Here is a 24,635-nt window from a genome sequence, read left to right as displayed (position 1 = left end):
TGGTGGGTATGACAGGTCGGGACGGGTGCCGGTTTGGGCCTGTGGATAACCTACCTGGGGTGCCCGTAACACCCAGACACAAACCACCAACCACTTGCACACCTCACCCCAACCCGATAAAACTAAGAACTAAAGACCCAAGCCACAGGCGCACCCCACACGCTAGGGCTACCACCGGGTCTTAACCAAACCCCTGAACAAAGACGTCACAGGAAAGGGCACCCAACCCAATGAATATTCCCAAACCCCACACCCTGCTTGCTTCCCTGGCAATCACCACCTTGTTCTTGACCGCTTGCGGATCTTCCCAACAAGCAGCAAACCTGCCGACACCAGAAACCAGTAGCAGTGCAACAGCTGCCCCCACAGCAACGGCAACAGACACGGCAACTAGTACCGCCACCACAGACCCGGCCCAGGCAAGCGCCTCACCTAGCCAGGCCTACTCGGGCGGCTCCAAGGCACCTGAAGGCGAGTATCGGCCAGCTGATGAATTTGGCCCAGCCCAGAATGTCCCCAAGCCCGTAGAGCCGGCAGGGATGAATGTGGAGTCGCCAGAGGCATTGTTCCTTTTTATTGATTACTGGAATGAGCTGAGGAACTACGCAATTCAAACGGGAGATACTGACGCCATCCAGCAGCTCGTATCAGATTCTTGGGAATCTGAAAATAATTTTTACAATTCCCTCGCTGAAATATATACATCAGGTGGCTGGGTAGTTGGTGGCACCCGTGAAATCATTGCAAATCACGACCTTCTGTTATCGCACGGCAATGGGAGCTACTCCCTCGGAGCAAACTTTGATGTAAAAGATTCAGTACTTTGGTATCAAGGAGAAGCAACCTATAAGGACAGCAAAGATTTCATGTACAACGGCATTGAGATACATTTGATGTTCAACCAGCAATCAAGCCGCTGGACAGTTGAGGTTGCTGAGGTTGTTAACTAAATGAAAACAACAAAAGCTGTGACGACTGTAGCTCTTTCAATAGCACTTCTGAGCAATACTGTTGCTTTTGCTGAAACCACCGGAGGTACAACTGAAGATGGTTTTTCGATTGATTCTGTAAAGAGCCACTTTTTCGATAATATCGAGGGCGCTGATAATGCTCCAGAAACAAGCCATCCAGAAAGCTACGGTGAGGATTTTTCTGTAGCTGTCCGTCTCATCTACTTCGACACCCCCACCAATCCCAACCGCGCAGCCCTCCAGGTGGGCGCAGCCCCCACCCCAGGCACCTACTGCCTCGCCACCAACGGCACCCTCGGCACCCTCGGACTCGTCCCACCCGACTGGTCCGACGGATCAGACACCCCCTACAACACACCCCAAGGCACCATCGGCTGCATACCCCTCACACCCACCGAACTAGCCGACGCCGGCCTAGAACTCACCGAAGAAAACGGCCAACCCGTCCTCCGCACCACCCGCATCACCCTCACCACCCACGACTTCAACACCTTCCCCATCCAAGCAGCCACACCCCACCAAGACCGAGCACCCCACACCCTCAAAAACTACAACACCAACTTCTGGGCCAACCCCAACCCCCAAGAATTCACCCAAACCATCAACGGCCAAAACGTCACCCTCAAGGCCACCCCCATCAGCTACACCTACCACTACGGCGACGGCACCACCCTAGGACCGGTCACCTACCCCGGCTACCAACTGGGAGAACATATCTGGGATGAAGAGACTCCAACGAGCCACCGATATGAGCAAACCGGTGAATACTGGTTCACTTTGGTTACTGAGTACCGGGGTGAGTATTCGGTCAATGGTGGGCCCTGGCAGGTCATTGAGGGGACAGTTCAGCGGACGAGTGAGCCTCAGCTGGTGAATGTGTGGCGGGTGAAGGTGGGTTTGGTCGCTGATGATTGTGCTGCTAATCCGGACGCTTGGGGTTGTGGTAGCTCCTAGGTGAAGCCCGGGGTGCCCGGGCTCTTCCGCCGAGGATCATGCTCTGTTTCCTTGGGCCCCGCCCTGCAATCTTGAGTCCTGTCTCGCCTTCCTTGGGCGGGGCCGTCCTCACTGGCAGAGCTTGTCGTCTAGCGCAGAGTCCTACCTCTGGGGCTCAGTCTCGTCCCCTGGGGAACCTGATTCTCTGCACCACGTCCTGGGGCGGGGCCGTCCTTACTGGCAGAGCTTGCCTCCTAGTGCCGTAGTCCCACGGTTTGGGGCTATGACAACTCATGGGAGGAACCCGGGGCGCCGGGCTCTTTTTCCGAGGAACCCGCTCCGCTATCTTGAGCCCTGGCTCGTTTTCTGGGGCGGGGTCATCCTTACTGATAGAGCTTGCCGCTTAGCATAAAGGCCTACCTCTGGGGCACAGTCTCGCCCCCTGGGGAACCTGATTCTCTGCTCCACGTCTTGGGGCGGGGCCGTCCTTACTGGCAGAGCTTGCCTCCTAGTGCCCCAGCACCACTGCTTGAAGCTGCGGCAACTCCTGGGAACACCCGTAAGCCCACACCTGACCACCGTAGCCTGGGAGGGTGGTTTAACCCTCACCTGTCAGGTAGGCAGGTGGGGGAGGAGGTGCGGTATTCTGTACCTTGTGTCAAAACGTTCTTTGTGGTCAGCAGACAGCTCCAGCATGGTGATTCATGGCGATAATCTTGCCGTGCTCAAAAACCTGCCGAGCGAGAGTTTCCAGCTGATTTACATTGACCCTCCCTTCAACACCGGGAAGACCCAGAAGCGCCAGAGCATTAAGACCGTGCGTACCGAGGGCGGTAGCCGGGTCGGCTACAAGGGGCACACCTACGAGACAATTAAGGGCGATATCTACGGGTATTCAGATTCCTTTGAGAACTACTGGGAGTTTCTAGAACCCCGTCTCATGCAGGCCTGGCGCCTGCTCAAGCCCACCGGAACCCTCTACCTGCACCTGGACTACCGCGAGGTCCACTACGCCAAGGTGGTGCTGGACGCCCTGTTTGGCCGCGAGTCCTTCTTGAACGAGATTATTTGGGCCTACGATTATGGCGCTAAGTCTAAGAAGAAGTGGCCGGCCAAGCACGATAACATCCTGGTCTATGTGAAAGACCCCGAGAACTACTACTTCAATTCTGAGGCGGTTGACCGCGAGCCCTACATGGCGCCCGGGCTGGTTACCCCTGAGAAGGCTGAGATCGGTAAGTTGCCGACGGACGTCTGGTGGCACACCATTGTTTCGCCCAGCGGCAAGGAGAAAACTGGCTATGCCACGCAGAAGCCCCTGGGTATTCTGCGTCGCATTGTGCAGGCGTCGAGTGCGCCCGGCGACTGGGTGCTGGACTTCTTCGGCGGCTCCGGCACCACCGGCCACGCCTGCGCCCAACTTGACCGCAACTTCCTGATGATTGACCAGAACCCCGAGGCTATTAAGGTCATGCGTAAGCGCCTCAAAGCCGTGGATGGCCTAGAGGTTACCTACAAGAAATCTCGCGCTAAATCTTCCCTGGCTGCTGCAAAATTGGCCCAGGCTACCGGCAAGAAAAAGCAGGGTTCTTCCGCTTAAGGTGAGCACGTGCGTCCGTCCATGCCCGAGGTAGGTAGGGTCGTGCGTCCTTGCTGGGCCCTGATTTCCATACATGCAATGAGGCATAAGGAGCTGACATGACACAGAAGAGCTACCCTCAGATACCTGTTCCCCGGCTTGGGTTTGTGGTGGCTGTGGGGCTGGCCCTGGGGCAGGTAGTCTACCTGGCCTTGATCTACCCGACCCTGCCAGAATCTGTGCCCCTCTACTATGACCTGCAGGGGCAGGTCTTGAGTCTGGCTGACAAATCCTTAGTGACCGTCTTTGCTGTGCCAGCTATCTGTCTTGCCCTGATTGTTGGGGTGTGGTGGTGCGCCAGGTATCTGGGGAAGCAGGTAGCCCAGGACGCTGCCGCCCCGCGTCACGACGCCTTTTCGCCCCACGCGGCTCGGCTGAAGCCCCGGGAAGCCGCCCTGGCAGAGCAGGCCGGGTTGGCCGCGTCCGTCTATTCTGCCCGGAAACTCTACGCTCAAACGGTAGCTGCCATGCCCGGCTTTGGCCTCCTGGCTGTGAGCTTGGCCGTGATGGATGTTTTGTTGTCGTCCGTCCTTGCTGGCTGGGGTAGCCCCCTGGCCGTCACGGTGGCCCCGCTCCTGCCCCTCGGGGCCTGTGCCCTACTGACCCTGACCTCCCTGCGGGCCGGTAAAAAGTTCAACCAATCACTAGGTGGGTAAGGACGCGGCCCGGCCCGCCAGGCGGTAAAATAAGGTTTGTTCTGTACCCTCGTACCGTGCAGATGTAACGACAGCTCACCCGTTGTAGGGGTGGGCACAAACCTAGGAGACAAATTTGTCCGCTCTTTCCATTACCGTCGCAGGTGCCGCCCAGCAGGTTGAGGCCGGTGCCACCGCAGCCGACCTGTTCGCAGAGAACCCTGAGATCGTCGTTGCCCGTATCAACGGCACCCTGGTTGACCTCTCCACCGAACTGACTGACGGCGACGCCGTTGAGCCCGTTTCTGTCCACGAAGAAGACGGCCTGAACGTCCTGCGTCACTCGGCCGCCCACGTCATGGCCCAGGCTGTGCAGAACTACCGCAAGGACGCTAAGCTCGGCATCGGCCCCTACATCACCGACGGTTTCTACTTCGACTTCGATGTTGAAGAGCCCTTCACCCCTGAGGATCTCAAGAAGATTGAGAAGGACATGGTGAAGATTATCAAGAGCGGTCAGACCTTCCGCCGCCGTGTGGTCACCCAGGCTGAGGCTGAGGCTGAGATGGCAAACGAGCCCTACAAGCTGGAACTGTTGACCCTCTCCCAGGGCCCAGGCTCCGGTGCGGACGCCGCCGAGGGGGCCTCCGTTGAGGTTGGCGCCGGTGAAATCACCATCTACGACAACGTGGACAAGAAGGGGGAGACCGTCTGGAAGGACCTCTGCCGCGGCCCCCACGTGCCCAATACCAAGCTGATTGCTAACGGTTATGCGCTGATGCGTTCCGGTGGCGCTTACTGGCGCGGTTCTGAGAAGAACCCCATGCTTCAGCGTATCTACGGCACCGCCTGGCCTTCTAAGGAAGAGCTGGTTGCCTACAAGGAGCGCATTGCTGAGGCTGAGCGCCGCGACCACCGCCGTCTGGGCGAAGAGCTCGACCTCTTCTCCTTCCCCAAGACCGTTGGCCCCGGCCTGCCCGTGATTCACCCCAAGGGTGGCGTCATTCTGCGTGCCATGGAAGACTACGTGCGCGCCCGCCACATTGAAGAGGGCTTCGAGTACGTCAAGACCCCCCACATCTCTAAGGAAGATCTCTTCTACACCTCCGGCCACCTGCCCTATTATGCGGACGGCATGTTCCCGGCTATGGAGGACGAAGGCCAGGCCTACCGCCTCAAGGCCATGAACTGCCCCATGCACAACGAGATTTTCCGCTCCCGTGGCCGCTCCTACCGCGAACTGCCCCTGCGACTCTTTGAGTTCGGTTCGGTCTACCGCGATGAGAAGTCTGGCGTGCTCTCCGGCCTGACCCGCGTTCGCATGATTACCCAGGACGACTCCCACTCCTACGTGACCAAGGAGCAGGCACCTGCTGAGGTTGCCCACCTGCTCAAGTTCATGCTGTCCCTGCTGGAGGACTTTGGCATGACCGACTTCTACCTGGAACTCTCCACCCGCGATACCGAGGGCGATAAGAAGGACAAGTTCATCGGTACGGACGAGCAGTGGGAAGAAGCAACCGCTGTGCTGGAAAAGGTTGCCGCTGAGACCGGTCTTGAACTGGTGGCTGACCCGGGTGGCGCTGCCTTCTACGGCCCCAAGATTTCTGTTCAGGCTAAGGACGCAATTGGCCGCACCTGGCAGATGTCGACCGTGCAGTATGACTTCAACCAGCCTGCCCGCTTCGGCTTGGAGTATCAGGCATCTGACGGCACCCGCCAGGAGCCGGTCATGATTCACTCGGCCAAGTTCGGTTCCTTTGAGCGTTTCATGGGCGTGCTGATCGAGCACTATGCCGGTGCTTTCCCCGCCTGGCTGGCTCCTGTTCAGGTGATTGGTGTGCCCGTTGCTGAGGCTTTCAATGATTACATGGGTGAGGTTGCTGCCAAGCTCAAGGCCCGCGGCGTGCGCGTCGAGGTGGATTACGGTACCGACCGCTTCCCCAAGAAAATCCGTACCGCGTCAAAGGAGAAGGTGCCCTTCATCTTGATTGCCGGTGGCGAGGACGCCGAGAATGGCGCGGTCTCCTTCCGTTTCCGCGACGGCTCCCAGGAAAACGGCGTGCCCGTGGACGAGGCCGTGGAGCGAATCGTGAAGCATATTGAAGAGCGGGTGAATGAAGACCCTAAAGAAAATAACATTTAATTTATGTGCAATATTTCTGAAGTATAATTAATTTACTGTATAGTTTTATGAAAAAATATTATTCTCCAGCACGCAAAATCTACTTGTATCATGTTCTTGGAATACCAATTACGGGTATCAATAAAGAATATGAAATTTATTCAATATCGAGTGAACTTAATAAATACGGTTTGCCCGCCGATAATGGTAAGAATATCGGGAATTTAAAGGAACTTCGAGATTTTAGTATCTCTGAAAACGACTTAATTGAATGCATACGTCTTTGGATTGAAGTAGAAGCCAGCAATAGAAATAAGTTTAGTGGAACAAGCTTAGGGTTTGAAGATTTAAAAAATTTTGTCAAAAAAAATATTAGAAAATTTGATGGCAGGGGAAGTGAAATTGAGGAGGAAGAAAGGTCTGAGCTGAGTGAGGGTGAACTAGAACTAAAAGATTCTTCAATTCATTCCCTTGATTTTGTTAAAGAAATTACAATTGAAAAATTCAAAAAAATTCACCATGCCAGCCTTGAACTTGATAGATTAAACTGTTTAGTAGGTCCTAATAATTCGGGTAAATCTAGTATATTGCAAGCGATTCACTTCTCTAACACAGTCTTAAACACCATAGACAATTTTGGTGCGGAGACTGAAATGAAATTGAACCGAAATAATTTGAACTACTTCCCTCCGGGTAGTATCTCAGGGATAGCAACAAAAAGGTATAATCAACTAGGAGACCCAGAAAGTCCTGTTCCATCCAGATTTTCTATTCTTTATTCATCCGGCGATAAAATTCAGTTTGACTGTTCCTATTTTGATGATTGTATAGACACTCGAATTGATACTGAAAGTATACCACTGATAGAGCATAAATTTTCAGAGAGAGATCTTTCTACTGTTTTTGTTACAGGTCTTTCTGGAATTTCTGATGAAGAGTACCTTTTAGTTAAGCCAGAAGTTGATGAAATAGCAGCCAAAGGAAATTCAAACCTTGTATTTTCTAATATTTTATACATGGCTAAGCAGCTAGAAGATGAATGGCTGATACTGCTTGATTATTTGGGTCAGATCTATGGAACAGAATATTTTATAGATGTTTCTTTAAAGAAAACCCAAAAAGGTTATTTAATTAAAACCAATATCGAATATCCTGACCGAAATGGCGAAAAAAATTTGAAGATTCCGCTCCATTCGGCTGGCACAGGGTTTTTGCAAATTCTACAAATTTTAATATATATTTTTGTATATAAACCTCGTATTTTAATACTTGATGAACCAGACTCGCATCTACATCCTAATCTTCAAAAAAAGCTAATTGAAGTTTTGGCTGAATTAGCAGAAGATCGAAGCTTCCAATTAGTTATTTCAACACATTCCATCTATATTCTAGATGCAATCGAAAACATTGGAGGTAAAATCTTTATAACTGATTCGAGTATGAATAATGATGTGAGAATTGTAGAAGACTATAACAGGTTTAGGGTCCTAATGAATTTGGGGGCTCTGGACGCCTATAATAAAATTTCGAGTTCTGATTTAGATTTCATTTTGCTGACAGAGGATACCTCGTTAAGTCATGCTGGTCGTTACAAGCCTACAAAAAATCGTGATTTTATCAGAACACTCATTGAATATAATCTACACAATAAAGATTTGAAATATGAGATTTTATCATATAGGGGAGCTAGTAATAAAGAAATTGCCTCCGCTATGTCAGAAATTATATCTACACTATCACCGCAAGTTAAAGTATTGATACATCGTGATAGGGATTTTCTAGATCAGGATGGAGTCAATAAGTTTATTACGATGTGCAATGAATCTCATGCATACTCTTTTGTTACTAAATATCCAGACTTAGAATGTTACTTTTCGACTCCAGAGCACCTGAAAAATGTGATTAAAGATTTTGACGAAGAAAAATACCTGCAGGAAATTAATCAAATGACTGGTGAGCGTAAGTTTAAAAAAGATATGATTAATAAAATTATGCAAGATCGAAAAGTAAATAAAGAAAAAGCGGAGAAATTATTTGAATCGGACCCTGAATCCTACAGGCGCGGGAAAGAATTATTTTCACTTGCTTATAGATTCAGTAACCTTGAGCCCAAGAAACTAATAGTTCATACCTCAAGTCTAAGGGATGAAAATCTGCAGAAAACCTTGAAAAAAATAGAGGCTAATTAATATATGGGTTACGCAGTGTTATTCTCATGGTTGTCTCTCTAGCTGATTCGCTCCGCCTACTAGACGATTCACGCCAGTCACCGGGCTAGCGGCTTCAATATGAGCCTGCTTAGCCGACCCAAATAAATAAGCCTCATCGATAGTTATTTGAAAACTTTATAAATATTTGGTATTTTTATTCATTTAAATTTGGTAATAAATATGGCAGGTATGTTCATTGAATTCTCATGCACATATTTTTCATATGAGTATTTTCAAAACGCCTAAATCACCCCCCTTTTGCACTGGTAATACTCATTACGAGCGGTGTAACTAGAAAAAGAACCATCTATCCAGATAACTAATCGTTTTTGTCCGAATCATTTGCGATAGAGTTTATCGGGTCTGTAGGGAGTAAATTGGGCTGGTATAGGAACCGTCTCCTGAACCGCCCTGATATTTGGCAATACCAATAGCAATACCCTCAGCAGTTGGGCACCAGGTACCATCTACCTTGATCAGCAAACCAGCCGCATCCATTGTAGCGTTGAACTGCTGGGCTTTCACTTTCGAGTCCTTAGGCAAAACACCGTTTTCTTTCCATATGTCAATGAGCTCAGAAGCAATCAGATAATCTGGCTCATACCGGTCAACCATCTTCGGCTCGGGTGCAAGTGGGTGAGAAGGTGCTGGTTGCGAAACTCTCATTGGGGGTTCAGCCTGCCGGGCCCATGGTGCTTGCTGCACCGGCGTGGGTGCAGGTACAGGCGCAGGTGCAAGGGTGTGGGTTGCGGCGTCCTCTCCTCCGCAGGCTGACAGGTGCTTCAAATGCCAAACCCTGTGAACGACCGTAGCCAAACCAGTGCGAGCCAATAACCGCGCGCTGGCGCACTAGCCCAAAGACAGGGCCGGTATCCTCCCAGCGTCGCTGACCACAGAAGACAATAAACAAATCCTTAGCACAGGAAACAGCAACATTCATCAGCTCAAGAGTGCCGTCCACGAAAGAAGCCTTATCAGAATTATCACCGTAAACAGGCGAGAACAACACAACCTGACGCTCAGCACCCTGCAAAGTGTGGGCGGTGCCGATGGTTACCTTGCTGGCTAGGTCCTCACTCTTCATCCTTAAGGTCTTCCGTACTTCCCGTGCCTGAGCGGCAAACGGGGTCACCACAGCAAACAGAGATTTATCTTTTGCAGCATCAGCATCGGGGTTGTAGATGGCATGGAAGTACTCAAAATTGCCGATAATCCAGTTAGTAATTGCCTCAGCTTCCTGGCTGTTTACCCGGCTAGAACCGTTCCGGCGATCCTGAGAATTCTCAACTAACTGGAAAAGGAAAGCTCCGGGCGTTTTGCCCTCAAACTTGTAGCCCTTGAGGGGACGCGAAGGAACAAGCAAGCCGTCATAGAGCAAATCATTGCAGTACTCGATAATGTCTGTATGGCACCTAAAATGCTCAGACAGGAACAAACCAGGATAGTTCTTCGCGCTATACACCCAGTTAGAAGACTGAGTCGCTGCCAGCATAAGGGAAGAAGAGTGAGAAGACGTCAGACCGTATTTCTTTATAGAATCCCAACGCCAACCCAGCTCATGCGCCTCGGCAATACCTTAATCGGTCTCAGAGCCAAATCGTTCTACTTCAAAGTTGTCAGGTTCGCCCTACGGTGCATACAGCTTGAAGTATCACGTAACCTGGAAAGCGGTCATCACAATACAATGCGTTAACGAGGCGGCCTGCTCCCAGCATCTGTCCATATACTCGGGAGTGTTCTTGAAACGTACCTTCTCAGCAATAATCTGCTCTTCGTCTGTAGTAGCAATTAGCCACTCGGCTTCGTTCCTGCTTGCTTTGAGATAAATAAGTCTGCTTGGTAAAATTGTGGATGCAAGTAGCTCTCAATGAGGAGGAACCATGAAGGACATTTACGCCAAGAAAAGTCCAGCCAAGGTTGGCCTGAATGCGGTGCTCTGCCTAGTCATTGCGCTTCTTTCTGCTTCATCTGCGATGGAGCGCTCGGGGTTCTTTGGAGTGCTGCTATGGGTAGGCGCTCTCTTCTTTGCCACCGCTGCTATTGGACTAGCAATCTACCTAGCCACGGGTCGTAAGGCCCTCGCCATCACAGCAGAAGGAATTCTGAATAGAACGACTATCTCAGCAAGGTCATCAACTCTCATTCCCTGGGAAGCTGTTGGTGGAGTCTCCAATGAGCTAGGCGGAATCAAGATTTACCCCAGCTCCCATGCAGGTTCAGAACGTCACATAACCCCGCGGAACCAGGCCATTATGACCCAGCACCTCACGCTACCTTCTGGAATGAAAAAGCGCGATCTCATACAAGCTATCGAGGACCGTCGGGATTCCGCGCATGGTGAAGCCAAAGTTGCAGTCATAAATACCAGCCGATAGGTCTGCAATAGAACCTCTAAACCGAACATGTCCAAAAATGTCGATTTACTGAACACGGAAGAAACCCTCCGCATCCCCAAGAAACTCGGCATGAGCTTCCTGATTGGCACGGGCTGGATAGCTGTGGGTCTGTGGTTTATCCATAACCCACCGGACTGGAGGTACCACCGCGTCCTGGCATCCGGCGTGGGGTGCATTGTCGCCGGCATCTTCACCTTTATCTACTACTACCGCCGCAGGTACGCCCTGATTCTCACGCCCGAGGGTTTCTACAACCACTCAACGGTTCTTGACCACGGCAACCACCTGATTCCGTGGAGCGTCATCGGAGACATCACCGCCGATCAGCAGGGTAAGGAAATCAGGGCTGTCATCGCCGATACCCACGCTTATAACTGGACCTTAACCGGTATTTGCGCGTTAACCCGAGTGACCCACGAAGGCGCAGCAAACTCAACCATCACTATCTCAACGATGGCTATGAAGCTACCCGATGGGATGAACATAGAAGACCTGGCAGCAGTCATGAGAGGCTACCGCGATAGAGCTTTGAACCAACCCACAGTAGAAGATTCTTAAAATCAAGAGAGCAGTCCTTAGTGCTAGGTTGGGAATAACCACCTTTCTACAAGCAAGGACTCCCATGAACATCGCTAGTCTTGGTGAAAGAGTCGGCGCAGCCCACTACTATCGCGGTATTCCCTATGCGCGGGCGGCCAGGTTTGCTGCGCCGCGTCCGCTCAGCCTCGACGACCTACCCGCCAGTTTCACCGCCACCGACCTTGCCCCCGCTGCACCCCAGTATGTCCGCCCCGGCAAAAAAGGAATGCGGCAGGCCCCGCTCATGAGCGAAGACTGCCAAAACCTCACCATCGTCACCCCGGCGGACGTCCGCACCGGCGAGTGCCTGCCTGTCATGGTTTACTTCCACGGCGGCTCCTACGTCTACGGTTCCGGGGACGGGCAACGCTACGACCCCTACCTGCTGGTTACTGAGCATCGTCTGATCGTGGTCAAGGTAACGCATCGGCTGGGCTACCTGGGCTTTATGGGTGGTGCGTCCGGACGTCCTGCTAATCTCGGGTTGCTCGATGCCCGCCAGGCCCTGCGCTGGGTCCGCCGACATATCGCGGGCTTCGGGGGAGACCCTGACCGTGTCACCGCCTTTGGGCAGTCAGCGGGTGGCGATCTGGTTGCCCGCCTCATGATCGCAGACGGTGTGGCGGAGGAAAATCTCTTCCAGCAGGTCATCATTCAAAGCGCCCCCTTGCATCTGATTCACGGCAAGGACGCAATGACCCGCCACCTGCTGACCGTCACCTCCCAGATACCCCTGGACGCACCTGCCGAAGTGTGGGCGCGGGCGTCCCACCGGCACGTGATGGCTAACCCTTTCCGGTTTGGGCTTGACCGCGCCATGATGCCCTTTGGCTGCCACTACGGGCACTACCCCCTGCCTGCCGAAGAGCATGAGGACGCCGCCTACCGGGCGGTTGCGCCCCATGTCAAAGTTCTGGTGGGGTTCCTGGAGCGGGAATCGGGCTACTTCACCCCGCCGCTGACCGGTAGGGCCGGGCGAGCGCAACGGGCTCTGCTAGAAAAGCAGATTCGTTCATTTTCCCAGCGGCTGTACGCAGACCCGGCGCGGGTCTTTGCCCAGCGGCATCAGGACGCCGGTGGGCAGGCCCTTGCCTACCGGCTAGTAACGGGGGCGGCGGGGGACCCTTTCGAGTCTGTCCACTGCACTGACCTTGCCCTGCTCTTTGATAACCCTATTTGGGAAAGTAGTCGGCTGTGGGCGGGGGCTAGTAGGCAGAATCAGGAGAAGCAGGGCGCAGCTCTTCGGTCTATCTGGGCTGGCTTCGCCCGCACGGGGGAGTATGCCCGGGAGTGTTTTGAGGTAGCTAGGCTGCAAGAGGTGGTGTAAGAGAACTAGGGGACAGAGGCTGCAGTAGAAAGAATCCCTTGACACGGCTCAGCTTCAAGTCATGATTGTTGTTAAGTACCTACATGAAAGGTGGATATTATGACTGGTATCAAACCCTCAACAATTCTTACCTCGAGGCAACTGAATCAAGATGTCAGCGCGGCAAAACGCGCAGCTTCAATAGGCCCTGTCATTATCACCGATAGGGGTACTCCCTCATTTGTGCTGATGACCTATGAGGACTACGACCAACCAGATGGGGCTCAGTTTCTGCAAAAGATATCTATGCAAGAAGATATCGACTTCGGCTTCGAGCGTCTTATCTTCGAGCCTCGCCCTGCTGAGTTCTGATGTATGTACTAGACACCAACCTTGTCAGTGAGACTCGCAAGGCACCAGCCAAGAAAAACCCTGCGGTGCAGCGATGGCTTGAGCAGGAGTACTCTGACCAGCTTGTTATGAGGTCAAGCTAGTTGGCCGGCCGAGTAAAAACCTCCACCGTTGAAACCACATCACCCTGGGAAAAGTCCTTAACCTCGCCACTAGGGGTGTAGCCTAGGGCCCGCCAGAAAGGTTCGGCGACCTCGGCGTTAGTTGCCACAATTCCCAAACGTAAGGTGCTGATATGTGAGCACTGCCGAACCGCACCCAAGTAGGCGTCGTGCAGGGCCCGGCCCACCCCGCGTCCTCGCGCCTGCCCAATTATGCGCCCCCCTCCACCAGTCGCTCAATAAACCTGACCGCATTATCGTGGGTGCGAGCTATGCGCTCTTCGAGGGACAGGGTCTCGTCCATCTGGCGAATACCCGCCGGCTTTTTCTTGCCCCGTACATAGTCGGTGCAGGCCAGGTTGGAGCATAGGTAGGTGCCGATGGTGTTGCCGCGTCGCCCCGATTCGCCCGGCCGGGCCGCCGTATACAGCGAGATCCCTGACCCCGGGTGCAGAGTCAGGCAGAACTGGCACATCTGAGCGGCCTTACTCTGGGCCTTAGACTTTTGCAGTAGCACGCCCTGCACCTGCCCCTCATTTTCTACGACCAGGCAGCCCTTGAGCGGGCTTTTTGGGTCGAGCCAGGAGAGGAAAATCAGGTCGTCCCAATTCTGCTCCTTGAGGCTGGGTAGGTTGAGGCGTTTAGCCTCGCCCTTAGAGCAGTTAATAAAAGACGAGCGGACGGCAGCTTCGGTCAGTTCTTGCATACCTGCAAGTTTACCCCTCATCGCTTGAGCACAACGGGAATATCTCGGCCCCATAACCGGTTGAAACAGGTGAATAACACCACCTGAAAGGCCGAATGAACATGACGTCGCCCCTCTTTGAACCCTTTACCCTGCGTTCCATGACCACCCGTAACCGTCTTTGGGTTCCGCCCATGTGCCAGTACTCGGTTGAACAGCAGGACGGCAAGCCCACCGCCTACCATATTTCCCATTACGGGGCCCTGGCCCGGGGTGGGGCCGGTGCCGTCATTGTCGAAATGACCGGCGTTGAGCCCGCCGCCCGCATCAGCCCCTATTGTCTGGGCCTTTGGAGCGACGAGCACACCGAGGCTTTCAAACCGGTCGTTGAAGCAATTCACGCTGGGGGAGCCAAGGCAGGTATCCAGATTGCCCACGCGGGGCGAAAGGCCTCGACCCCCGGCGATCTGGTACCGAACGATGGTGGTTCCCTGGGCGAGGACGAGGGTGGCTGGGTCACCTTGGCCCCGTCGGCCCTTGCCTACCCGGGCTTGAAAGAACCCGAGGAACTGACCGAAGAGAAAATTGACGATCTGGTTCAGGCTTTTGCCGCGGCGGCCGCCCGTGCGGTAGCTGCTGGCTTTGACTTTATTGAGATTCACGGGGCCCATGGCTACCTGATCACCCAGTTCCTGTCGCCCCTCTCGAATCAGCGAAAGGATTCCTACGGTGGTTCCCTGGAAAACCGGGCCCGCTTCGCGCGCAGAGTTGCCCGTGCCATGCGCGATGTCATGCCCGCCGAGATGCCCCTGATTGTGCGTCTGTCGGCTACCGAGTTCGTAGACGGTGGTATTACCGTTGAGGAAACCTCACAGGTGGTGCGCTGGCTGGCTGAGGACGGCGTGGACTTCGCCGATATCTCCACCAGCGGTAACTACCCGGCAAAGATTAAGGTGTATGCGGGTTACCAGGTTCCTATGGCTGCTCAGATCAAGCGCGAGAGCGGTCTGCCGGTAGGGGCTGTTGGCATGATTAACTCACCGCGTCTGGCTGAGTTCATTGTGGGGTCGGGGCAGGCCGATGTGGTGCTGGTAGGCCGGGAGGCCCTGCGTAACCCCGCCTTCGCCCTGCACTGGGCTGATGAGCTCAAGGTCGATATCGACTATGCTCCTGCCCAATACCACCGGGCCTGGCGCACCCGTCGCTAAAAAAGCGCCGGTCTGGTCCCGGGGCTACCCGGGGCCAGGCCCAGGACGGAATTGCCCAGGCTTCCTCAAGGGGGCGGCCCTAGGGGCTAGGGGGCAGAAGGTTAGGCTGAAGGGCCTTGTCATCCTGTAATAAATGGGTCCACCTTTACCTGGACACCAGAGCCTAATACAGTAAAAAGAGAGTATCTAAGCCAGCGAGGAAGGTGGTGGAATCATGGCAAACGGGCTCATCAGAACCCGGGGAAAGTGCCGGGCGAGCGGTAAAAGGCGCTATGTCACCGAAACTGCCGCCAAGCTTGTGATGTCCACTATCCAGGCCATGAACCCCGTCCTCTTGGCACCCGGCCGAACCCTGCCCGTCCGCGTCTACCGCTGCCCAGCCTGTAAGGACTTCCACCTGACCAGCTGGGAGAGGTGGGGCCAACATTTCAGACGCTCTACTCCCACTTTCGAGCCGAAACCCAAGCACCCCAGCCGTCAGCTACCCATGCGGCTGAGCAACCTGCAGCTCAAGGAGCTCTTCGATGCCGCCTGCTTTGAGCACCGGGAGGATCCCGAGACAGTATCCCTGCTAATTGGGGCCTTTAAGGACTGGAAACACCATAAGTCCAAGGCCCACGACAACACCCGAGAAATCTTCAAAATGCTGGTGCTGACCACCTACGATGAGGAGACCTGGCTGCATACGGTGGCAAGCCGGGGCTATTGGTTGGAGCCTGGCATGGAGGAGTATATCTTGCCCCCGAACCCCGGTATTACCGCCAGAAAACCCCTGTATTTGCGTCCGCTTGAAATTGGGTCGACCCGGAACTGGCTTGGCATACCCTACGCCGAGGCCAACCGTTTTGATGCCCCTCGCCTGATTCCCCTTGAGAGCCTGCCTTTTTCTGAGTACCAGCACACTCCTGCCCCGGGCCTGCCCCAGCCGAGGGCATGGGGTGGGCCGAACCCGGGCGTCCCTACCCGCTGTGAGGAAGGGCCCCTGCGGCTTTCCATCAGTAGGCAGAAGCTGGCGACAAAAAATTTGCTGCCGGTGGTGGTCTTTTTTCATGGGGGCTCCTATGTGACCGGGGGCGCGGATGCGCCGGGGTACGACCCGGCGGCTTTCCTCGCCAACTACAACTTCTTGGTGGTCAAGGTAAACTACCGGCTGGGCCTGTTGGGTTTCTTGGGTGGTGACGGGGTGCGCCCGGCTAACCTGGGACTTCAGGACGCCCTCTGCGCCCTGCGCTGGGTCAAGGCCAATATTGAGCAGTTTGGTGGTGACCCCAACCGGGTGAGCGTCTACGGCCAGTCTGCTGGTGGCGACCTCGTCGCTAAGCTCCTGCTGGCTGAGGGCGCTGTTGATGGGGCCCAGGAGGACATGCTCTTCCACCGGGCGATCATTCAAAGTGCCCCCTTGGACTTGAGCTACGGTAGGCAGAAGCTGACCAAGCACGTGTTGGCCAGCACTGCTGACCTCAACACCCAGGCCCCTGCCACCATCTGGGCTAAGGCCTCGGGCCGATATCTTCTGGCCAATCCCCTTAAATTTGGCTGGCCTGCCCTGCTGCCCCTGGGATGCCAGTACGGTCACTTCCCCCTTCCTGCAGAGCAGGACGAGGACGCCCGGATTCGCGAGATAGCCTCCCGAGTGCCGGTGCTGGTGGGGTATCTTCCCCGAGAAGTTGCCGGCCTACTCCCTTCCTTGCCCGACTGGCTGGGGCTTCCTGTCCGCCGGCTACTTGACCCTGTGATGGATTGGTTCACCGAGAAGGTTTATGCCGGACCTGCCCGCCGGTTCGTGGCCCGCTATCAGGGCACCGGGGGTTCAGCTACCTGCTTCCAGCTTGAAACTGGGGAGGTCGGCGATTACCGGGAGTCAGCCCACAGCACCGACCTCGGACTTTTCTTCGGGGCCGGACCCTGGCGGGATGCTGGCCTCCTGCCCAGGGTGCCCGAGAAGGAATGGGAGGAGCAGGGCCTGGCCTTTAGAACCATCCTTGCCGGGTTTATGCGCGAGGGGATTCTTGACCGCAGGTTCTACCGGCGGGCTCGTTTCAAGGAAATCCCGGTACAACCTAGAAAGTTCTAGTGGCTGGGAGGAGCATGGGCTAGGCTGGGCTTGGGCGCCAGCTACGGGAAGTGATTGACGGCAGTTTCCGCGAGCCCCTATACTTTTGCCAGCTTTGACGGAGAGTGACTCATCATGCAGATACCTGACCACACCACCGACGACTATGAACTGCCCGGTGTGCCGGATTCCTTCCAGCGTCTGTGGACGCCCCACCGTCGCGCCTATGTCAAAGGCGGGCAAAAAGACTATACGGAACATACCTGCCCCTTTTGCGAAGCCCCAGGTCGAGACGATACTGACTCCCTCATCGTCCACCGGGGCAAGCTGGCCTACCTAGTGCTCAATCTCTACCCCTACAATCCAGGCCACCTGCTGGTCTGCCCCTACCGTCATATTCCCAACTACGATGACGCAACAGCTGAGGAAACGGCAGAGATTGCTGAGCTGACCCAGCAGGCTATGGGGGTCTTGCGGCGGGTGAGCCGGGCGGATGGCTTCAATATCGGCATGAACCAGGGCAAGGTTGGCGGGGCCGGAGTTGCTGCCCACCTGCACCAGCACATTATTCCCCGGTGGAGCGGCGACACCAACTTCCTGCCCATTGTTGCGGGCACCAAGACCATGACCCAGACCCTGGGTGAGGTGCGTGAACTCCTTGCAGATGGCTGGGCTGGGTAAAGAGCCGGGTTACAGCTTAGAAGAGGGAGGTCTGGACGGTGGGCTGGTCGGTGAGGCCCGAAACCAGCCTGCACCCCCGGTTGCTGAGTTCAGCAGTATTGACTAGGAAGGTCTGTTCGGGGTCCCCGAAGTGGGTGGTCAGGAAGGGCCCGGTGCCGCCGGTGAGATAAAAACCGTGGGCACCCTGGGTCAGGCTGGGGTAGGCCAGTAGGGGCTCCGGGTTGCTGGCCCGTAAGGACGCATAGGCCCGGCTCATGGCCAGAGAGGGCTCCCAGCGGTGGGCGGTAATGTCGAAGCCAGACACGGTATCTTCTGCGTCTTCTAGGGCCCAGGTAGCTGCTTCAACCGCCATGAAGTGGGCGGAGGTAAGTTCAGCAGGGCTGGCTGGGTCTAGCCAGGCCTTGTACTTGGTCGAGGACCGTTTGAACTGGGTCAGGTTGGCCTCTTCTGATACAAGGTCTTCAAGCTGGCGAACGATAATCCCGTTGTCAGCCCGGGCTACAAAGGTGGCAGCAGCAACGGCCTGGTTATCTAGCCGTCGGGGATTGGAGTGGAGGGAGGTCGTACCCACCTTGGAGGTGCCGTCCGGGAAGGTCGCAATATAAAGGTAATGCTCAAGGTTAACGTAGGCTAGGGCTGCTTCAGACATACGAGAGCCCTGGTGGATCCGGTGGATCGGAGCGAACTCGTCCCTAGCCAGGCAGGTAGGGCACTGCTTTCCCTTGAGGATAACCTCCTGTCTGGGGCAGGCCTGTTGGGTAAAGCCAGGGTGGTCAGGATCAGGGCTAGAAACAGCATAACCGGAGCAATGCACCCCAGAGCCTGGGGTTTCAGCGGGGAGGGCCTCGACCCCGAGGAGGGCTCCTGGGGTGAGCTGAACAGTGTGGACCTCACCTGTAGGTTTACCATCAAGTAATGGTTCAACTTTAAGAACTGGCTGCCTGTTCTGCCAGGACATGTCACGCCAAATAAAATCCGCACCGGCCAGGGGCTGCTCAAGAATGTTCACGTTCGTTCCTTGCCAAGAAGTTAGGGGGGCAGTCGGCTCTAAGACTACCAGCCACCCGCCAGCCCCTCAGTGCCCAAGCTACCGGGGCAGCGTCCGTCCAAGCCAAAAAATCAAACCTGCCAGGTGGTAGCTCTCACGGGCCTCTTACCTCTGAGCGTAAAGAATCAAGCGGGCACAGGGCCTGCCACTCGGTAAGATAGGGTGCATGTCTAGACCCCTAGTTCGCCTTGTTGGCCAAGGCATTCGATATGCAACCAAGCTCCGCGGTGGCGGTTCCGCCTTCCCCGGCCTGGTCATGGAAAAACTGCACCCCAACTTTGTGGCCGAAGAACTGGCCAAACTGCCCCGTGGCGTCGTCGTTGTCTCCGGCACCAACGGGAAGACCACCACAACTAAGATGGTCGTGCAACTCCTTGAGGCCCAGGGTCTCAAAGTCTTTACCAACCGCACCGGATCCAACTTTGTGCGCGGTGTAGCAGCGGCCCTCCTGGGGGAAATGACCCTCACCGGCAAGCTAGAGGCTGATATCGCCGTCCTGGAACTGGACGAAGCCCACGCCGTCCACTTCGTCCGCATGGTTAAGCCCCGCTACTCCCTGCTTCTGAACGTCCTGCGCGACCAGCTTGACCGCTTCGGTGAAATCGACACCACCCGCCGCATGCTGGCCACCGTCGCCTCAGCTACCACCGGAACCGTGGTGCTCAACCGGGAAGACCCCCGAATCCGCTCCCTGGCCGACCAGGTGCCGTCCGGAACCGCAGTCAGCTACTTCGGTCTGTCCGATAAGCTACGCGCCCTCTTCCCGTCCGATGACGACCTCCGCACAGGGGCTGGTGCCGCTGACCCCGTCCTGGCCCCCCAGTTGCCCGCAGCTGGTGTCATTCTCACCGATTTCAAGGGAACCAAGGCTACCTTCACTATCAGCGGAGAAGAGCGAACGGGAACCATTAACCTCTACGGGGTCTACAACATCTTCAACGCGGCAGCAGCCATGGCCCTGACTCGTGAAGTCATGGGCAGCCAGCTCAATCAGCAGAAACTGTTAGACGAGCTAGAACATATTGCCCCCGCCTTCGGCCGAGGTGAAACCCTGACGGTCAATGGGCAGTCCCTCCAGTTACTTCTGGTTAAAAACCCCAGCGGCTTCCGTCTCTCCCTGGCCTCAGCCGACTCCCGGGACTACGCCACCATGATCACCATCAACGATGCCTACGCCGACGGCCGAGACGTCTCCTGGCTCTGGGATGTTGACTTCCACTCCCTCACCCCGGGGGGAGTGGCCATGGTGTCAGGCGTCCGCGCCTACGACATGGCCCTGCGGCTAGAACACGACGACGTCCCTGTCGAGGCAGTCACTGAAGACCTCGAAGCAGCCCTGGCAACCTTTATTCAGGAGTCAGCCGGCCGCCCCATGCGGATCTTCTGCACCTACACCGCCATGCTGGCCATTCGAAAAGAACTATCCAAGATTACCGATGTGGAGACTGTATCGTGAGTGAACTCGGGAACACCCCTCAGTCAGCTGGTGAGCAGGCTGAGAGCCAGGCAGGCAACCAGAAGAGCCTCAAAATTGTGCAGCTCTTCCCCAAAGACATGAACATTTACGGGGACTGGGGCAACACCCTTTCCCTCTCCCGCCGCGCCCAGGCTCACGGTTTTGTCACTGAGATTGTGGACTACAACCCCGGCGACGACTTCCCCCTGGACGGTGACATTTTTGTGGGTGGCGGTGGCCAGGACTCAGGCCAATCTGTTATCCAGGACGACCTGCTGGCCCGCGCTGATATCCTCCGTTCCCTGGCTGAGGCGGGCACCCCCATGCTCGTCATTTGTGGCCTCTACCAGCTCTTCGGCCAGGAGTTCAAGACCGTAGCCGGGGAGACTCTCAAGGGCATTGGGATTTTTGAGGCTGTTACCCGGGGTGGCGAAGAACGCCTGATCGGTAATATCGTCGAGGAATCTGAGGAGTTCGGCACCATCATCGGGTTTGAGAACCACTCCGGCCTCACCTACCTCTCAGGAGCTTCCAAGCCCCTGGCCACAGTGACCAAGGGTGAGGGGAACAACCGCGACGACCAGGGGGAGGGCGCCCGCGTCCACAACGTCATCGGAACCTACCTGCACGGCTCCCTGCTACCCAAGAACCCAGCAATATCTGACTACCTCATCAAGCAGGCTGCCCTGAAAAAGTACGGTGAATTCACCCCCGCCAGTATCGACGATTCCCTGGTGGAGAAAGCCAGGGCCTCGGCTGCTGCCCGTCCCCGGTAAGGACGCAGGGGCCCGGTTCACCTGGACACGTCAGCCCCCGAACCTCCCCGGCCCTGCACGGGCGGGCCGAACTCGCTAGAATAGACTGCGGACTAGATGCCCCTGGTGGGCGTCGCGATAACACAAACAAGGAGAATCATGGCAGGTCACTCCAAATGGGCCACCACGAAGCACAAGAAAGCCGCAATTGACGCAAAACGCGCCAAGATGTTCGCCAAGTACATCAAGGCTATCGAAGTAGCAGCTCGTATGGGTGGCCCCGACCCCGCCGGTAACCCCGCCCTGGACCTGGCGATTTCTAAGGCCAAGAAGAACTCAGTGCCCAACGACAACGTCGATCGTGCGATCAAGCGCGGTGCAGGCCTGACCGGTGAAACCATCGACTACACCGAAATCATGTACGAGGCCCGTGGCCCCCAGGGTACCGCCCTCTACATTGAGTGTCTGACCGACAACCGCAACCGTGCGGCAGCTGAGGTTCGCACCGCCGTGACCCGTAACGGTGGCACCATGGCCGACTCCGGTTCCGTCGCCTTCCTCTTTGAGCGCAAGGGTGTTGCCGAAGTTGCCAAGGCTGAGGGCCTGACTGAGGACGACGTCCTTATGGCAGTGCTCGACGCCGGTGCTGAAGAGGTCATCGACGAAGGCGATATCTTCACCGTTGTCTCTGAGGCCACCGACCTCCCGGCCATCCGTAAGGCCCTGGAGGAAGCTGAGCTTGAGTACAACAATGACGACCCGGTTTTCCGTCCGACCATGCAGGTAGACCTGGATGCCGAAGGTGCCAAGAAGTTCCTTAAGCTAGCTGACGCTATTGAAGAACTGGATGACGTTCAGAACGTCTACTCCAACGCAGATATCAGCGAAGCTGTCATGGCTGAGCTTGAGGCTGAATAAGCCCAACAAGAGGGAAAGGAGGGGCTCGTGACGCTCGTTCACGGCACCTCACACCAGCGCCCGGAACCCGCCCCGCGAGTTCCGGGCGCTGCCCGCATTCTAGGGGTTGATCCGGGCCTCACCCGGTGTGGTTTCGGGCTCGTTGATATGACGGCCAACCGTAAGGCTCATTTTGTGAATGTGGGGGTGGCGGGCACCGCAGCCTCGGAAAGCCTGGACGCCCGTATCCTCAAGATTTTCCGGGCCGCTGAGGCCTGGCTGGATACCTACCAGCCCGACGCCCTGGCGATTGAGCGGGTTTTTGCCCAGGAACAGGTTAATACGGTCATTGGTACAGCCCACGCCTCAGGTGTGGTGATTGCTGCGGCTGCTGCTCGTGGTGTTCCGGTGCATTTTCACACCCCGTCTGAGGTCAAGGCGGCAGTCACGGGCTCAGGGCGGGCAGATAAGGCCTCTGTAGGGCGCATGGTCACTCGTATTCTGGGGTTGGACGCCATGCCTAAGCCAGCTGACGCGGCCGACGCCCTGGCCCTTGCTATCTGTCACGGCTGGCGGGGTGGTGGTATTGGGTCAGGGATCAATATGGCAGCGACGACCCAGACCCACCAGGGCTCGAACCCGGCGGCAGCTCGTCGTACAGCCCAGCTCACCCCCGCCCAGCGGGCCTGGTTGGAGGCTGAGGCAAGGGCTAAAAGATAGGGGAGGGCCCCTCTTGTATTAGTACATATATTCGAATAGAATTGGTTGCATGATTAGCTCACTAACCGGTACTGTCACCCATCTGGGGTTAGAGACGGCCGTTGTTGATGTCAATGGTTTTGGCATGTTGGTTCACCTCAATGCCCGCACGGCTGCCAAGCTGCGCCTGGGGGAGCAGGCTACCGTCCTGACCACCATGATCGTTCGAGAAGATTCCATGACCCTCTACGGTTTTGCTGAACCGGCTGAGAGGGAGGTCTTTGACATGATGATGTCAGTATCGGGAATCGGCCCCCGCATTGCCCTGGCCGTCCTGGGGGTCCATACCCCGGCTGAGGTTGAGCGGGCTGTGGCAACTGGCGATGACAAGGCTTTTACTAAGGTGCCCGGTATCGGGCCCAAGGGGGCCCGCCGAATCGTCCTGGAGCTTGCGGGCAAACTGATTCTTGCCGATGGGGCTACGGACGAACTCCCCATCAGTCAGGGGGTCTCCTGGAGGCCCCAGGTCCAGGACGCCCTCACCTCCCTAGGCTGGACGGAAAAAGACGCCACCGGTGCTATCGATTCTTTCCTGGAAACCAATCCTGCTGCTGAGACGATGGGGGTTGCTGAGGCCCTCCGTCTGGTTCTTGCAAGCCTTGGGTCTGCCAAGTAGTGCCCCGTTTCCTGCCCTTCAAGACAAGGTAAGTAGAGTATGAGTCAGTTACCCCACGCCGACGGCCAGTTCCCCGGCCAGCGCCTGGTGTCCATGGACGAAGAACCAGAAGAACGGATGATTGAGGCTGCCCTGCGCCCTAAATCCCTGGACGATTTCGTGGGCCAGCAGCGGGTGCGGCAGCAGCTATCCCTGGTCTTGGAAGCCTCTAAGCTGAGGGGGAGGCCGGCTGACCACGTCCTGCTTTCGGGTCCACCCGGCCTAGGTAAGACCACCCTGGCCATGATTATTGCCGCTGAAATGGATGCCCCCTTGAGGATTACTTCTGGCCCAGCTATTCAGCATTCGGGGGACCTCGCTGCGATCCTTTCCTCTCTGACCCCGGGGGAAGTTCTCTTTCTCGATGAAATTCACCGTATGAGCCGACCGGCGGAAGAGATGCTCTACATGGCTATGGAAGACTTCCGGGTGGATATTGTCGTGGGCAAGGGCGCTGGTGCAACCTCAATTCCCCTGGAACTTCCCCCTTTCACCCTGGTGGGGGCAACGACGCGGGCTGGCTTGTTGCCTGGCCCCCTGCGGGATCGTTTTGGCTTTACCGGCCATCTTGAGTTCTATTCTGTGGCCGAACTCGAGAGCGTCATTCGCCGCTCTGCCGGGCTTATGGAGCTGTCCATCAGTCCCGAGGGCTTTAGCGAAATCGCCAGCCGCTCCCGGGGTACCCCCCGTATCGCCAACCGGCTCCTGCGCCGTGTGCGGGACTGGGCTCTGGTTCACGGGGTAGACCGGATCGAGGCTAGTTCAGCGGCTGCTGCCCTCAACATGTATGAGGTCGACGAACGCGGCCTAGACCGCCTCGACCGGGCCGTTCTGACCGCCCTGATTACCAAGTTTGGGGGAGGGCCAGTAGGGCTTTCCACCCTGGCAATAGCCGTCGGAGAAGAAACCGAAACCGTAGAAACAGTCGCTGAACCCTACCTGGTGCGGGAGGGCCTCATAGGCAGGACGCCCCGGGGCCGGGTCGCCCTGCCGGCCGCCTGGGAGCACCTGGGGCTCCAGGCTCCTGAGCTGCCCTAGTCCGGGTAGCGGCAAGGGTGAGGGCAGAAATACCATTCCCTCAGCGTAATGCCCAGGCAGGAGCGGGGCCGGTAGCCTAGAATGAAAGATTAGA

At 56.1% G+C, this 24,635-nt stretch carries 24 protein-coding genes; 19 read left to right on the top strand and 5 right to left on the bottom strand.

Annotation, left to right across the window (positions count from 1 at the left end; translation table 11 throughout):
• Positions 1–230: 230 nt before the first annotated feature.
• The 6 genes from L7A15_RS00450 to L7A15_RS00425 all read left to right on the top strand — a co-directional run bounded on the left by L7A15_RS00450 (position 231) and on the right by L7A15_RS00425 (position 8,492).
• On the top strand, positions 231–950 hold the full coding sequence (locus tag L7A15_RS00450) for a DUF6318 family protein (RefSeq protein ID WP_237201297.1): 720 nt from the start codon (positions 231–233) through the stop codon (positions 948–950).
• A complete protein-coding gene (locus tag L7A15_RS00445) occupies positions 951–1,925 on the top strand; it encodes a hypothetical protein (protein WP_237207850.1) in 975 nt (324 codons plus the stop codon).
• Between the two features lie 673 nt (positions 1,926–2,598).
• Positions 2,599–3,504, top strand: a complete 906-nt coding sequence (locus tag L7A15_RS00440; RefSeq protein WP_237208116.1) for a DNA-methyltransferase — start codon at positions 2,599–2,601, stop codon at positions 3,502–3,504.
• Positions 3,505–3,602: 98 nt separating this feature from the next.
• Positions 3,603–4,199, top strand: coding sequence for a DUF1648 domain-containing protein (locus tag L7A15_RS00435; protein WP_237201294.1), 597 nt, complete (start codon positions 3,603–3,605; stop codon positions 4,197–4,199).
• A 115-nt stretch (positions 4,200–4,314) separates the two neighbouring features.
• Positions 4,315–6,324, top strand: a complete 2,010-nt coding sequence (gene thrS / locus L7A15_RS00430; protein WP_237207849.1) for a threonine--tRNA ligase — start codon at positions 4,315–4,317, stop codon at positions 6,322–6,324.
• Positions 6,325–6,371: 47 nt separating this feature from the next.
• Complete coding sequence (locus tag L7A15_RS00425) at positions 6,372–8,492, top strand: AAA family ATPase (protein ID WP_237207848.1); 2,121 nt, start codon at positions 6,372–6,374, stop codon at positions 8,490–8,492.
• Positions 8,493–8,867: 375 nt separating this feature from the next.
• Here L7A15_RS00425 and L7A15_RS00420 read toward each other — a convergent pair whose 3' ends face one another.
• Together L7A15_RS00420 and L7A15_RS00415 are read right to left on the bottom strand one after the other, a co-directional pair.
• Positions 8,868–9,038, bottom strand: coding sequence for a hypothetical protein (locus L7A15_RS00420; RefSeq protein ID WP_237207847.1), 171 nt, complete (start codon positions 9,036–9,038; stop codon positions 8,868–8,870).
• A 148-nt stretch (positions 9,039–9,186) separates the two neighbouring features.
• Positions 9,187–9,948 carry a DEAD/DEAH box helicase gene (locus L7A15_RS00415; protein WP_237212233.1) on the bottom strand — a complete coding sequence of 254 codons (762 nt, stop codon included), beginning with the start codon at positions 9,946–9,948 and terminating at the stop codon, positions 9,187–9,189.
• 445 nt (positions 9,949–10,393) lie between these two features.
• Between L7A15_RS00415 and L7A15_RS00410 the strand changes: the two genes are divergently transcribed.
• From L7A15_RS00410 to L7A15_RS00395, 4 genes are all read left to right on the top strand, one after another.
• Positions 10,394–10,888 carry a hypothetical protein gene (locus L7A15_RS00410; protein ID WP_237207845.1) on the top strand — a complete coding sequence of 165 codons (495 nt, stop codon included), beginning with the start codon at positions 10,394–10,396 and terminating at the stop codon, positions 10,886–10,888.
• A gap of 27 nt (positions 10,889–10,915) precedes the next feature.
• The gene (locus tag L7A15_RS00405; RefSeq protein ID WP_237207844.1) at positions 10,916–11,467 is read left to right on the top strand and encodes a hypothetical protein; all 552 of its coding nucleotides are present in this window, start codon (positions 10,916–10,918) and stop codon (positions 11,465–11,467) included.
• Positions 11,468–11,531: 64 nt separating this feature from the next.
• Positions 11,532–12,815: a carboxylesterase family protein gene (locus L7A15_RS00400; protein ID WP_237207843.1), complete on the top strand. Its 1,284-nt coding sequence runs from the start codon at positions 11,532–11,534 to the stop codon at positions 12,813–12,815.
• A gap of 99 nt (positions 12,816–12,914) precedes the next feature.
• Positions 12,915–13,166 carry a type II toxin-antitoxin system prevent-host-death family antitoxin gene (locus tag L7A15_RS00395; RefSeq protein WP_237207842.1) on the top strand — a complete coding sequence of 84 codons (252 nt, stop codon included), beginning with the start codon at positions 12,915–12,917 and terminating at the stop codon, positions 13,164–13,166.
• 118 nt (positions 13,167–13,284) lie between these two features.
• Here the strand turns inward: L7A15_RS00395 and L7A15_RS10645 are convergent, their stop codons facing one another.
• Both L7A15_RS10645 and L7A15_RS00390 read right to left on the bottom strand, forming a co-directional pair.
• Positions 13,285–13,416 (bottom strand): hypothetical protein, encoded by a 132-nt coding sequence (locus L7A15_RS10645; protein WP_272878634.1) that lies wholly within the window; start codon positions 13,414–13,416, stop codon positions 13,285–13,287.
• Between the two features lie 101 nt (positions 13,417–13,517).
• Complete coding sequence (locus tag L7A15_RS00390; protein WP_237207841.1) at positions 13,518–14,012, bottom strand: FBP domain-containing protein; 495 nt, start codon at positions 14,010–14,012, stop codon at positions 13,518–13,520.
• 101 nt (positions 14,013–14,113) lie between these two features.
• On the opposite strand from L7A15_RS00390, the gene L7A15_RS00385 reads away from it, so the two are divergent.
• From L7A15_RS00385 to L7A15_RS00375, 3 genes are all read left to right on the top strand, one after another.
• Positions 14,114–15,199, top strand: a complete 1,086-nt coding sequence (locus L7A15_RS00385) for an NADH:flavin oxidoreductase/NADH oxidase (RefSeq protein ID WP_237207840.1) — start codon at positions 14,114–14,116, stop codon at positions 15,197–15,199.
• Positions 15,200–15,413: 214 nt separating this feature from the next.
• The gene (locus tag L7A15_RS00380) at positions 15,414–17,273 is read left to right on the top strand and encodes a carboxylesterase family protein (RefSeq protein WP_237212232.1); all 1,860 of its coding nucleotides are present in this window, start codon (positions 15,414–15,416) and stop codon (positions 17,271–17,273) included.
• A 114-nt stretch (positions 17,274–17,387) separates the two neighbouring features.
• Positions 17,388–17,933: an HIT family protein gene (locus L7A15_RS00375; protein WP_237201283.1), complete on the top strand. Its 546-nt coding sequence runs from the start codon at positions 17,388–17,390 to the stop codon at positions 17,931–17,933.
• Positions 17,934–17,949: 16 nt separating this feature from the next.
• Here the strand turns inward: L7A15_RS00375 and L7A15_RS00370 are convergent, their stop codons facing one another.
• A complete protein-coding gene (locus L7A15_RS00370) occupies positions 17,950–18,582 on the bottom strand; it encodes a hypothetical protein (protein WP_237207839.1) in 633 nt (210 codons plus the stop codon).
• Positions 18,583–19,147: 565 nt separating this feature from the next.
• Between L7A15_RS00370 and L7A15_RS00365 the strand changes: the two genes are divergently transcribed.
• From L7A15_RS00365 to ruvB, 6 genes are all read left to right on the top strand, one after another.
• On the top strand, positions 19,148–20,437 hold the full coding sequence (locus L7A15_RS00365; RefSeq protein ID WP_423816899.1) for a MurT ligase domain-containing protein: 1,290 nt from the start codon (positions 19,148–19,150) through the stop codon (positions 20,435–20,437).
• A complete protein-coding gene (locus L7A15_RS00360) occupies positions 20,434–21,213 on the top strand; it encodes a type 1 glutamine amidotransferase (RefSeq protein WP_423817287.1) in 780 nt (259 codons plus the stop codon). Before L7A15_RS00365 ends, L7A15_RS00360 begins: the two co-directional genes overlap by 4 nt.
• A gap of 138 nt (positions 21,214–21,351) precedes the next feature.
• Complete coding sequence (locus L7A15_RS00355) at positions 21,352–22,110, top strand: YebC/PmpR family DNA-binding transcriptional regulator (RefSeq protein WP_237188261.1); 759 nt, start codon at positions 21,352–21,354, stop codon at positions 22,108–22,110.
• 27 nt (positions 22,111–22,137) lie between these two features.
• Positions 22,138–22,809 carry a crossover junction endodeoxyribonuclease RuvC gene (gene ruvC / locus L7A15_RS00350; protein ID WP_237188260.1) on the top strand — a complete coding sequence of 224 codons (672 nt, stop codon included), beginning with the start codon at positions 22,138–22,140 and terminating at the stop codon, positions 22,807–22,809.
• Between the two features lie 49 nt (positions 22,810–22,858).
• Positions 22,859–23,464: a Holliday junction branch migration protein RuvA gene (gene ruvA / locus L7A15_RS00345; RefSeq protein WP_237201279.1), complete on the top strand. Its 606-nt coding sequence runs from the start codon at positions 22,859–22,861 to the stop codon at positions 23,462–23,464.
• Positions 23,465–23,503: 39 nt separating this feature from the next.
• On the top strand, positions 23,504–24,541 hold the full coding sequence (gene ruvB / locus L7A15_RS00340) for a Holliday junction branch migration DNA helicase RuvB (RefSeq protein ID WP_237207838.1): 1,038 nt from the start codon (positions 23,504–23,506) through the stop codon (positions 24,539–24,541).
• The last annotated feature ends 94 nt before the right edge of the window (positions 24,542–24,635 follow it).

This window comes from Rothia nasimurium, assembly GCF_928391935.1.
In the GTDB taxonomy this organism is placed as follows: Bacteria; Actinomycetota; Actinomycetes; order Actinomycetales; family Micrococcaceae; genus Rothia; species Rothia nasimurium_D.
This window is presented reverse-complemented; position numbering and strand designations above follow the sequence as displayed.